This is a genomic window from Arthrobacter sp. GMC3 (assembly GCF_002929305.1).
GTDB lineage: Bacteria > Actinomycetota > Actinomycetes > Actinomycetales > Micrococcaceae > Specibacter.
Map to the genome: position 1 here is coordinate 12,147 of NZ_PJIO01000007.1, position 11,550 is coordinate 23,696.

The 11,550-nt window shown below is 55.6% G+C and carries 12 protein-coding genes; 4 read left to right on the forward strand and 8 right to left on the reverse strand.

All coding sequences use genetic code 11. The annotated features are described in order from the left end of the window. Positions 1-94 precede the first annotated feature (94 nt). The gene (locus CXQ94_RS12460; protein ID WP_258067057.1) at positions 95-943 is read right to left on the reverse strand and encodes a class E sortase; all 849 of its coding nucleotides are present in this window, start codon (positions 941-943) and stop codon (positions 95-97) included. Positions 944-1,138: 195 nt separating this feature from the next. Here CXQ94_RS12460 and CXQ94_RS12465 point away from each other — a divergent pair, with 195 nt between their 5' ends. Further along, a complete protein-coding gene (locus tag CXQ94_RS12465) occupies positions 1,139-1,393 on the forward strand; it encodes a cell division protein CrgA (RefSeq protein WP_104090661.1) in 255 nt (84 codons plus the stop codon). A 7-nt stretch (positions 1,394-1,400) separates the two neighbouring features. On the opposite strand, the gene CXQ94_RS12470 is transcribed toward CXQ94_RS12465, so the two are convergent. From CXQ94_RS12470 to CXQ94_RS12480, 3 genes are all read right to left on the reverse strand, one after another. After that, entirely contained in the window at positions 1,401-1,748 is a 348-nt protein-coding gene (locus CXQ94_RS12470; protein ID WP_104090664.1) for a hypothetical protein, read from the reverse strand. Between the two features lie 151 nt (positions 1,749-1,899). Next, positions 1,900-2,472 carry a GrpB family protein gene (locus CXQ94_RS12475; RefSeq protein ID WP_104090666.1) on the reverse strand — a complete coding sequence of 191 codons (573 nt, stop codon included), beginning with the start codon at positions 2,470-2,472 and terminating at the stop codon, positions 1,900-1,902. Positions 2,473-2,620: 148 nt separating this feature from the next. Beyond that, a complete protein-coding gene (locus tag CXQ94_RS12480) occupies positions 2,621-3,319 on the reverse strand; it encodes a GNAT family N-acetyltransferase (RefSeq protein ID WP_104090669.1) in 699 nt (232 codons plus the stop codon). A 336-nt stretch (positions 3,320-3,655) separates the two neighbouring features. Between CXQ94_RS12480 and CXQ94_RS12485 the strand changes: the two genes are divergently transcribed. From CXQ94_RS12485 to CXQ94_RS12495, 3 genes are all read left to right on the forward strand, one after another. Next, positions 3,656-4,612: an abortive infection family protein gene (locus tag CXQ94_RS12485; RefSeq protein ID WP_104090672.1), complete on the forward strand. Its 957-nt coding sequence runs from the start codon at positions 3,656-3,658 to the stop codon at positions 4,610-4,612. A gap of 299 nt (positions 4,613-4,911) precedes the next feature. Continuing rightward, the gene (locus CXQ94_RS23340) at positions 4,912-5,253 is read left to right on the forward strand and encodes a helix-turn-helix transcriptional regulator (protein ID WP_104090675.1); all 342 of its coding nucleotides are present in this window, start codon (positions 4,912-4,914) and stop codon (positions 5,251-5,253) included. Continuing rightward, positions 5,240-6,484, forward strand: coding sequence for a type II toxin-antitoxin system HipA family toxin (locus tag CXQ94_RS12495; protein ID WP_104090678.1), 1,245 nt, complete (start codon positions 5,240-5,242; stop codon positions 6,482-6,484). Before CXQ94_RS23340 ends, CXQ94_RS12495 begins: the two co-directional genes overlap by 14 nt. Positions 6,485-6,832: 348 nt before the next feature. Here the strand turns inward: CXQ94_RS12495 and CXQ94_RS12500 are convergent, their stop codons facing one another. The 4 genes from CXQ94_RS12500 to CXQ94_RS12515 form a co-directional block, all read right to left on the reverse strand. Continuing rightward, on the reverse strand, positions 6,833-7,672 hold the full coding sequence (locus tag CXQ94_RS12500) for a hypothetical protein (protein WP_104090680.1): 840 nt from the start codon (positions 7,670-7,672) through the stop codon (positions 6,833-6,835). 174 nt (positions 7,673-7,846) lie between these two features. Continuing rightward, positions 7,847-8,569 (reverse strand): hypothetical protein, encoded by a 723-nt coding sequence (locus tag CXQ94_RS12505; protein WP_181034217.1) that lies wholly within the window; start codon positions 8,567-8,569, stop codon positions 7,847-7,849. Positions 8,570-9,124: 555 nt separating this feature from the next. Then, complete coding sequence (locus tag CXQ94_RS12510; protein ID WP_104090686.1) at positions 9,125-10,273, reverse strand: XRE family transcriptional regulator; 1,149 nt, start codon at positions 10,271-10,273, stop codon at positions 9,125-9,127. 125 nt (positions 10,274-10,398) lie between these two features. Next, complete coding sequence (locus CXQ94_RS12515) at positions 10,399-11,145, reverse strand: hypothetical protein (RefSeq protein ID WP_146070307.1); 747 nt, start codon at positions 11,143-11,145, stop codon at positions 10,399-10,401. Positions 11,146-11,550 lie beyond the last annotated feature (405 nt).

An 11,550-nucleotide genomic window follows, 5' to 3' on the forward strand; every position in this document is an offset into this window, starting at 1 on the left:
AGGAGCAGAACCGCCGCGGCGAGGAAAAGTAAGCTCGTGATAATGCGGAACCATAGTGGGCCCGGCAGGTGGCGGAAAATCCATCCGTACATGGTCAGCCTTTCGCGTTTGCGGCAACTTGGGCGGCAATGGCCGCTGGGGGACCGGCACTGGCAGGTTGCCAGGACTCCATCACCGAGTAGGCGATGATGCGTTCCTCGGCCCCAAACCTTGGGTTGCAGCTGGTCATGGTCATGAACCGGTCCACGGGTGTGGCATCTTTCTGGGTTGGCACCGGCAAGAGGACGTTGCCCTGGCTGGGCAGAACGATCTCATTGTTGCGGAAAACGTACGTGTAGTAGCCGTCCTTGGTTTGGACATAGATTTTGTCGCCCGGAACCAAGGTGTGAATGGCATCCAGGACGGCCCCGTGGGTTTGCCTGTGGCCAGCCACCGCAAAGTTGCCCACGGCCCCTGGCATGGAGGTGGTGCCGTAACGGCCAAGGCCAAGGGTATCCAGCTGCGCTTGCGTGGTGCCCTCAACGAGGGGGCGGCTATAGCTTGGCCCAAAGCGGGGAATGTACACAACGCCGAAAACCGTTCCGTCAACGGTTGGCGCGTCCATGACTACCGGGGGGCCGAAATCGGTCGGAGTGTCCGGGGATTGGGGCGTCAGCGGGCCTTGGAATTCCTGTGCAAATTGTGAGACTGCGTGCTGCTGGGCGTTGTTCGCGTCAATGTTGGTCCACCATAGTTCCCAGACAACAAACAGCAGCAAAATAACGCCACAGGTAATAAGCAATTCGCCAATAACCTGTATTAGTGTGCGCCAAAAACCCTGTTTGGGGCGTTGGGCCTTTTCACGACGCCGGTTTCCGGCCTTTCGCGTCCGGATGGCGCTGTTGCCGGAGATGAGAGTGTCCACACCCACTACGGAATCATTGTGCTCGTGCGATCGAACCACGCGAGGGATTCTCCTTCAATGCTCGGGTGAGGTCATGCAATCCGCGGCTGCACTATTTACAGCTAGAATTGCTCACAACAATACCGGCAGTTCAGCACCTAGGAACAATTTAGCCAGCAAGACTTACGGTAATGAACCACCGTCACCTGCAACGTTTGAAACCGTTGTCCCGTTCGAGAAGCCAAGGAGCTCTACGTGCCCGAGTCAAAATCGCGCCGCCGTCCCACCAAGGGTCCGGCCGTGACACCCTCTTCGAAGGCACAGAAGCCTAATGCCCCGTGGTTCCTGCCCGTCATGGTGACTTTGATGCTGGTGGGCCTGTTTTGGATCATCACGTACTACATTTCAGATGGCCGTTTCCCTATTCCTGACATCAACAACTGGAACATTGGCATTGGCTTCGGTATTGCCTTGGCTGGTTTCATGATGACCACACGGTGGCGCAGCTAAGGGTTCGTTACCCTTTTTTCTCTGGCTCCACCTTCTCTGCATCTCCGTAGTCCCCGGTGATGTAGTCGCCTTTCGGGTCCGTGCTGGCATGCCCAGGGACCTCACCTGCGGAACCATAGTCAGCCTCAACCATGCGCCCTGCGGCACTATCTGACTTCGCATCCTCAGTTCCGGCGTCTCCGTAGTCGCCTTCAACGTAGCTGCCCTCGTCGGTGCCTGTTAGGTGGCCATGTTCGACGCCGGCCTTTCCGTAGGCGCCTTCAACATAACGCCCGTGATCCTCGGCTGGTTCGGTGCCACCACTGGTGTTGCCTTCTTGGTCGGCGGGTTGGTCACTTGCATGTTGTCCGGACATCGCTGAGCCCTACTTTCCAAGGTGTGATTCCAGCTGCCAGCGTGGCGGCTGATTTGTCTGACGCGTGTCTTTCAGTCTAGCCCGGCTTGTCTGGCTAAGAACAGGGCACACTTCGTCTTTCACGCGGCTCACTCAACTTGCGAGGCACTTCTCAGTTTCGCGCCACTTTCGTACCCTGACGCCATTGCCGGGCGCGGGCGAGGATCTCTGTGATGACTTCCGTTTTGGCGTCCGCATAGTAGTTCATGTCAGTCCACCGTTGTTGGGCAAGACTCTTTTTCGTCGTGGCATAGAGCGCGCGATCCTCCTGGTCCAAGCGAAGCCAGTCGCGAAGGTCCAGATAGTTTGCAATGGCAGGATCACCGTCAGAAAAGACGTGTAAGTGAACGTCCTTGGCCGGAGTCCTCAACATGCGATGGCCGCTTTCCCGGACGCGAAGCACCAACCCGGCCTTTTCAAGCATGCCCAGGTAGGTATATTCACCTTCAATGTCCTTGACCGTCAGGAGGATGTCGATAATGGGTTTCGCTGCCAAGCCCGGGACCGCGGTAGAGCCAATGTGCTCGAGCAGGACCACTCCGTTGCCAACTGCTTCGACGATCACCTCAGCCAGGGCTTCATAGCGCGAGGGCCAGTCGTCGTCGTAGTCCACAATGACGATGGCTCGTTCCTCGCGACCGCCGATCAAAACGGCGTCAAGGAGTTCATCTGATTCAGCGCTCATGGGACCATCCTTTCATTGCCTAGGATTCTGCGGTGCTATCCGGAAGCCATTTCACGCCCGGAATCACCTTGGCGTTCGGCCCCCGCCAGCGGTAGGTCCGGACGTCCGGATAGATTTTCACATTGACTTCGCAGAATCCCGCTCCCTCCTAGAAGTGGTGTGTGTCTTGCCTGAGGGATCGTGGGCGGGGGGCACACTCCGGCTGTTGCAGTCCGAAAAGGGGAAGACTTGCGTCTAATCCATTGACCACCGTCTCAGGACGATTGATTCGCGCCCACTCTGTCCTGTCAAGGCGGAGACGGTCCGAAATGACGACGCTGCCGGCGAGGACATCACGTGAAATGCCATCATGACGATAGCCGAGCTTGCGAGAGACCCCTTGTGACCCCGGGTTGTCTTGGAACACCTCGGTGAGTGCACTGACGCCTCCCAACCCCTCAAACGCAAGGGACAGCACCGCGGCCCGGGCCTCCGTGCCCAGGCCCCGCCGATGATGTCCGCGCCCCAGCCACGATTCGGTCTTTACTTCACGTAAAACGGAAAAGTTGAGGGCCTTCAGTGTGACCATGCCGATGGGGTGGTCTCCCAGGAATACACCCAGCTCCAGAGCCCAGTTCTCAACAGTCCAGGATCCACGACGGCTCCAATGCTGCTGCATAACGTAGCGGGCCCGTTCCTCTGGTGGAAGAGAAGTCCACGGCGTCAAGAAAGGTTGTTCCCCGGGCTCATGTACGCCGTCAGCCGCAACTGCGGCCACCTCCAATAATTCATTATCACAGGGAACACGGAGTTCCAGTCGCTCTGTGGCAAGGCTCAAGTTCGCGAGAGGCCAATAGTCTTCAAACATCCGGTCAGTATGGCACAGAGGCTCGCCAATTCGTTGCTGGCCACGTGACTCGCCGGAGCTCATCTCCGCGGAGCGAAAACGACCATCCCCGTGCCCAGAAGTCTCATGAAATCGGAGCAGCCGGTAGCCAGCGTGAGAACCAAAAGGCTGTAGGATCCCAAGCTGTCTGTCATCAATGAATCGCTCTGATCTGCGACGATACTCGGCCGTTTAATGCTGAAATTCTCAGTTTCGTGTCACTTTCCTACGAACCAACCCAAGATTCGGAAGCGAAGACAATGGGGCTGACCACCTCGGGGGGGTCGGTGCACCTATCACCGCCGGTAGGCTTGGCTCGTGAACATTGACGAGGACTGGCTACGTGAAGAGCGAATCCAAAGACTGCGCGCGCTCGTTCGGTCGGGAGTAAAACACCTAGTCTTCCTCCATGAGGCCATACCGTTCTACCTCCGACAAGGACAGGCCGCCGAGGAGCGAGTCGGCGAGTTAGTCGCTGGAACCCAAGGCCAATCATTTCGTTCACGCTTGAGTCCAGAGTCGCTGCGTGACCATGAGATCGCCATTGGGATGTTCATCGACAATCGACAACACCGAGCCTTTGACAAAATCTACAAGTGGGTTTCTGACGTCAACGACGTGGCTCTGCGAACCTTTTTGGATGAGCGCTTCAAGAACTATCAAGTACTCGGCGACCCTCCACAACTACCAACAAACCACGACGAAACCGGCGCAGCTGAGCGCGGGCTAGCTGAACTCACTGCTGACATCCGATCGCGGGTGCTGGTGATTACAGAGGCGCTCAGTGATCTTGGAGAACATGAAGATGTCGCGCCGGCCATACGCGACGCGCCAGGCGGCTGGCCCCACCTACGCGGGCTAGTTGCGGACTCGGTCATCGACGGCCACCTACGACAAATGCGTGTTCGCCGGACCCGCGCTGAGATTTCGAGCGCAATCGGCGCATCCAAGGAAATCGTGGAGGCGACCTTCAAAGCTCTCTCGCTAAAATATAACGTGACACCATCGAAAATCGCCCCCGATCTAAGCGACTGGTGGAAAGTTCTACGCCCCCTCCTCGCTGACCAAAATATCGACAAAGCACTTGGATCGAAAGACGGAGCGCTCATCAAACTCGTGAGTAGCCAGGTGTCCCTGGTGCACAATTTGGGCGAACTTCGGAACAAAATCGGGTCTGGCCACGGCAAAGCCGAGCATCCCGCAGGTTTGGGGCCATCGCATGCGCTTCTCGCGGTAGATACTGCCCACACGTTGACACGTTTCCTCGCTCATTGACCAATAGGGCACCGCCTTTTGCTCAGTTGTGACCTGCATGAGGGTCAGAAAATCCAGCCACGGCCCCGTAGGGCGCAAATAGTCCCTCTTGACGTTGGTGGAGGAAACACGGATCGCAGCGAGTCGACCCACGAGTAAGTGTGCAATTTGCACTGGGGGTTCTACGAGGATGGTCATCGCACACACAGCCGCAAGGTATGCAGATCGGGCGTAGATCCAGGTGACTGAGGCAGAAAGCATCATTTGCTATGATAAAACATATCTAAATGTCGTTTAGACGTGTTTTAAGGGGATTGACGATGGCCAAACGAAATGTTCCTCTGCGCCCTCACGTTCAGGATGCGCTCACAGTATGGGGGCAACTCATCAGGCAGGGCCGAAGCGATCGAAAATGGACGGCCAAGGAGCTCGCTGCACGCGCGAACGTCTCGGAGCAGACAGTGCTCTCAGCTGAGGCTGGTAGCCGTGGCGCGGCTGTCGGCACGATGATGGAGCTCTCAGATCTCGTTGGGGTTCCCATATTCGGAGTGGAAGACCGCTCCGAAATCGCTATTCGACGTCAGCGCGGCGAAGAGATGCTTGCTCTTCTGCCAAGGCGTGTGCGTCGCCCAAAGAGCGGAAGTGTCGATGACGATTTCTGATGAGCTCTACGTCTGGACATGGCTACCAGGCCAGACAGACCCGGTGGTGGCTGGACGAGTGGAACAAATCGGGCCAATCGTTACCTTCATCTACGGGCTGAGATATCGAGCCCGGCCTGACGCCATCAGCCTGTTCACCCCGGAGCTACCGTTGCGGCCGGGCACTCAGGAGCCTGTAGACGGGCTAAGCATCGCTGGCGTCCTCAGGGACGGGAGCCCCGACAGGTGGGGTCGCGGTGTCGTCGAAAGGCGACGGGGTGCTGCACCCAACTCCCTCAAAGAAATCGACTACATGCTGAGCTCCAGCTCGAATCGATTCGGGGCGTTGGACTTCCAAGTTGATCGTGAAGAATACGTTCCACGGGATGAATCAGCGACGCTCGACGAGTTGCACAGGGCGGCCATAATCCTCGACGAAGGCGGGGAACTATCGGCAAGTCTGGACGCTGCCATGATGCATGGCACGAGCCTCGGAGGCGCACGACCGAAGGCAACACTTACTGATGAAGATGGGAGCGAGTGGCTTGCAAAGTTCTCATCTTCAGACGATCGTGTCTTCTCAGTAGTGAACGCCGAAGGCGCGATGCTTGAACTCGCACGCAGGGCAGGCATGAACGTGCCCGAGAGCAAGGTTATTTCATCTCTCGGCAAGGAAGTCCTCCTTGTCAGACGATTCGACCGAGATGGAGCCGGCGGACGGCTCCACGTAGTTTCTGGCCTGACGATGGCTCAGACCGACGAGATGTACGCACGATATGTGTCGTACCCGCAGATTCTTGATGTGCTTCGCGTGTACGCGGACGACCCGACTCGGCCGGGCCCTGAGCTGTTCCAGCGCATCGCAATGAACATCGCCATCAGCAACAATGACGACCACGCCCGGAACCACGCCGCGTTTTGGGATGGGAAGCATTTGGAGTTGACCCCTGCCTACGATCTTGCTCCGGGGCAAAGGTCTGGCGATACATTCGATCAGGCGATGTCATACGGGCGAGGTGACCGCGGCACTAAGGTCTCCAACTTCGCGGCATTGGTGAGTGAGTCCGAGACCTACGGACTCAACGCGGCAGAAGGCCGGGACATCATCGACCATCTAGTGTCGAGCATTCGCGACAACTGGGATGACGCTGCCGAAGTCGCGCGTCTGAGCGCCGCGGACAAGCAGAAACTTCAAGGAAAGCAGTTGCTGCCGAGAGCGGCGTTCTTCGATTACAAACCAGAACTGCTGTAGAGGGGTTCGGATTCAGAGGACCTCCCAACCATGTGGGCTTGCCAACAAACGCCTCAGCAGTTGCACTCAAACCACGATCCTATCCCTCGCCTCAAAAAGTCGAAGTGGTGCGAGGACTCCCTCAGCCGCACTCAGGAGCTTGACCCACATCAAGTGAATGAGCGCCGTCCGAGCAAGATTTCGATCAGACTGGGCTCTGGCCCGGGATCTAGTAGATCAGCGACAGTTTGGCCGTCTCTGGCGGCACCCAAGCTCAAAGTTGCCATGGCCAAATCGACTAGGTCCAGTAATGCAGGCTGAAGCCGAGACATGGTTGACCCAGGACTTTCCTGTGACTTCCTTCCAAATTCAGTTTGGAGACGGGATCACCAAGTACCTTGAGTCTCCGGGCTTCTTACTACTCAACCGGGGATTCACGGCGATTCCATGCATCAATGACCACAGTGCTTGCGTGGTCTGTTCATCAGGGCCGGGCCAGCAGAAAGTATGGAACGTTTTGGCCAGCTGGTTCGTATGACTTCTGAGAATTTGCAGGACTCTCCAAGTCTGAACTGGCGTGAAGTTCAACCGCGTGCCCATGTACGGCGTCCAATCGTCGTGGTAAAGGCCCAATTCGATTTCTTCCTCCGATGGCGAGATATCGAGTCCGAGATCTGACATGTGGGACTCAAGCTGTGCAATGCCAGCAGGCGTACGCATGTCTTCAAGGTGTGAGAGCTTGTCGCGGATCCACTTGATGTTGGAAATATTTCTAGGAAGTACTTCGATGCTCAAGTAGTCCTTGTAGAAGCGAGCGCAGTCATTGAAGTTCCATGAGTTGTCAGTATTGAAGTCAACAAGTCCAGAATGGTATCGCCGGAGGATGTGCTGCGCCGAAGCTTCAAGAAAGACTTCGAAGAGTTTGAAGGCTTCCTTGATCGTGACGGCCGCCATCTGTTGCCAATATTGATCCCAGAAGATTCCGACATCGTCCATAAAAGCCGAATATCCTTCATCACCATAGGCCTCTTCTGGGTTGATGCGATCAAGGACCTTTTCAGCCTCAATTTTTCGCTCCTCGAACCATGGAGCCATTCCCCTAGCCGTGGCCAGAAGAAATGCTCTTAGTTCCTGTTCAGCCATGTTCCAGTTGACGTATTCAACTTCGGCTGAATGGTGATGGACTTCGACTGTCTGTGGGATGGGCATTTCTATCCATTCGTCGCCATTGAGGCCAAATTGGGAGGGCTATCGTTACTGAGTCAGTTTTATACGCACCATGAAGGCGGGCCCCGTAGGTCGGGGGACTGTACTGGTAATGCTCGATAGTTTCAGTAAATTGCAATGGCGTCGAAGATGATTGCGGGTCCTTTGATCCATGATCTAGTCCTTATTGCCTTCGGAAACACGGCGCCGGAGAGTGGCGATGTAATCTGACTGGATCAAACTACGGCTTCGAGGTCGCTTGCCGGCGTTGATGTCGTTGACGTACTGGGCCAAGCGTTTGGGGTTTTCTCTCGACCAGCCATGAGCGATCGCCCATCCTTGCATTGCCTGCCCATTCATAGGGACGCCTGCATCGTGTAGCGCGAGCAGAACTCCTACCACTTGGTCCTTTTCAAAACCGCCAGCGATGGTGTTGTTGTGGTTGATCGTCAGGGTAAGACTTTGCAGTGCTTCGACCAGGACAGGGTCAAGGGTTACGGTATGACGCTCCCAAGTAGATCCGTCTCCGAGGATGTCTGGATTCATGGCCGTGACCCAGGGCCTGATTTGGTTTTCATTCCAAGTGATTACGCACATTGCACGAAGGTGCCGGTTTGAAGCCATCTTTGCGATATCGTCCATATCGGGCCACGCCATGAGAACAGGGCCCGGGTTGCTCACAAAACCACCTTGTCTGGAGGTCACGTGCTCGACATTGCTGTAGCGGTTAACTAGGCGTTCCAGTTTCTCGCAATTGCCAAGGTTCGATTTGAGACTTGTCCACACGGTCAACGTGTCACTATCCTGCATGTGCTCAAGGCACCATTCGATAGCCGCTTCAACTCCCGCGTCATCATAACTTGCGACCGCCGTCGGATAATCTACCTCACGATTGAACATGCTTCCCCACTCTCTAGCATCCACTTTTCAACTCTTACAGTTTCTTCAAAGAAGCTTCCTGCACCTGGGCCAATGGCGAGGGGACTCGTACCAGGTACTGAAGTCCAATCTCAGCCGGCAACTGCGGTGATAGAGCCGCTCTCAATCCAACGCTGCTAACGCATCCCCATTCATCCATCCGAATCATTAGTATTGCGAAATTTCATACGTCCTTTGGGTGTTGCGAGTTCGTATTCGTGGATCATCTGCCAGGCGCGGACAAGAACCTTAGCCCTGTCTACCTCCGTGATGGCAAACAAGATAAACGTTTGCCGTCGTCCCGTTCTCGGGATCGTCCAAATCATTTCTGCGTAGCTAGTTTTAGCCCGTGGTCTGGGGAGATGTACGCGCACCCTCGCCTTGCACCGAGTTCCATCTGATAGTTCGATATAACGCTGACGTTCGGAACCTGCCGCCCGATTCTGGGCTTCCTGGTGAATTCTCCGCTCGTTGGGATAAACCGCGCGCAAATTTTCAGGAGGGGTAGGCGTGGCACTCACTTCTTCAGGCAAGCTTCTAAACGACGGAGAGTCGTTGAGGCATCTTTAGTTCAGCAACCGGGTGGGTCGAGAACGGCCAGCGAGCCGCCTGTGTGAATTCGATCAACTCCGAGGTGTGAACATTTACAAACTGGGAAATCGCTTCTGGGTACCACTGATTGTCTCTCAACAAAGCGATAAGATCTCCTAGCGCACGGGGCTGGACCGGGAATGATGACGGCGCAGAAGAAACTAGTGACTTGAAGGATCCGTTGAGTGCTCGGAACCAGATAGTTGAAGTTTCGGCGGACAGATCGCCGTGAATTCTCGCGCTTGTAATAAATGCTTTGGGGTGCAGGCCCCAGCGTCGTTGCAGCGGTAGCAGTCCGCGTACGTCCCCTGCTCTAAGTGCGAGCACGTCATCGCGGATCAATCCGTAGGGCGCCAGCAGCTCACTAGCGAATTGGTCTGCTCTGGTTTCAAGTTCCTTGGGCGACAACTGGGGCGACTTTGCATCCATCACTAGATGTCCTAATTCATGGGCCAATGTAAAGCGTTGGGTGTCCGCGTGAAGCCTTGTATTCAGCAGTATGACAGGCGCTGTGTCCGGGCCTGAAGAAGCAGTGAGGCCTGATACCTTGTCCACGTCAATTGGACTGGGGGTAATGAAGATCCCAAGCGCTTCCATCCGTCCCGCCAGGTCAGTGACAGCCCCCTCGATAGACCAGAATTCCCGCAGCTTCCATGCTGCACCAGGTGCGCCGGAGTCAAGAACGCCAACATTGAATTCAGGAACGGAAGGAGCCTTTTCCTGCTGCGTCAAGGTGAGGAGCCTATCGATGACGTGTGCGCGAACGGTGGCTTCAGATTGAAGCCGTTCTTCAACCTTTCGAGGAATGTTATATTTGCGAAAGACCAGCCCCTCGGTAGAAACAGGAGCAAGAACCTCAGTTAAAAGGACCGCCGGAACGTTGAGCACCGCGGCACACTGCGACAGAAGCTCCCCACTGAGCGACAGCCGCCCAGACTCAATCTTGGAAGCCCACGGAGTTTGCTTTCCGACCTGCTCAGCCAAGTACCCAAGAGTGAATCCCCGCCTGGTGCGGAGCGTTCGGATGGTGTCGGGAACAGCACGAAGATACGGATCTCCGACGGTCGGGTACAGGGAATGAACAGTCGCAGGCATGTTCCAACTTTACATCGTTTGGGTGGTTCAGGAATCACCCATTGGAAACTTTTTGGTCCACTGACGAGGCCTTTATGCCGGCAAACTACAGGTCAGGGCGAGACACTTGGGCAGTTGCAGGGCAATCAGTCGTCGGTGCCTGTTTCTTCGATTTGAGTCGAGCGCTGGTCACCGAACTGACCCGATGCCGAGATTGGCGGTTGGCCGATACTGACTTCAGAGTTGAACCGTCGCCCAATCCCAACATCTGCCGGGAGTGACTTAACTGCGTTGGCTCCCAAGTCTTGAACAGTAGCGATGATTTCAACCCAAGCTTCCCTAGCTTCCAACCACTCATCGGCCCGCTTCTGGGCTTGGTCAGCATCAACGGTGAAACTGAAATGAGGGGTCTCTTTGCCATTGGGGGCAAAAACTTCAAGGCCCGAAATTTCGGCCTCATCGTTCATCACCGCTGTCATGCACACGTTTACTGATTCACTTTCAGGGGAAACCTCTGAACGAGGGAAGAGTTCGAGCTGCATGCAGGCCTGCATTTCAAAGCTCGCCCGTCTCGGTGAACGATTCGGTTCATGATGCCGCTCGATCTTTACATGAACATTGCCCTGTTTCAGTTCAGGCCAACCACCTTCGTAGTGTTCGCCGACAATCACGTCCAGATCGTCGCGAGTTTCAACCCAGTCACGCACGGCTTCCTGCCACAAAGCAGCGACAAAAGTTCCGCTGATCTTCATTGAGTGACGACGATATTGTTCGGCCGAAAGGGCTGGGAGTATGCCGCTACGGACGGCCTGATCCGCTGCTATGCCCAGGGCTGCTACACCCAGAGCGAGCTCTCTGAAAGCTGGATCATTTGAGACAGATATCAAGTTCATCGAGGTACTTTCTTGGTCGACATATGTTTCCCTAAATCTTTCCAAAGGGGGCATACAACTGTCTTTGCGTAGTCTGAAAATTCTTGTCTCTTTTCATAGCCCATCGCGATAGCTAAAAGTTCGTAGGTCAGTGCTGCCCTACGACAGCAAGAGAGCCGCGTTGCAAGCAGCAGCTGAAGCCGCGCTGAGCCTGTGCCGTAGTTGCCACAGTGGGCAGCCACAGCGCTAGTCTCACAACCTTCCATCTTGTGAAATTTGTGCGCCGGGAAACTGGCCCCACCCTCCCCGGTATTGGAGCCAATTTGACCATGGGAGAACCCGTCAAGTTACAAACAAGCCCAACCCGTCGCTTTATCTCGAATTCTTGATAATCATGGATAGAAAGTGATACATGGTGGCTGGTGG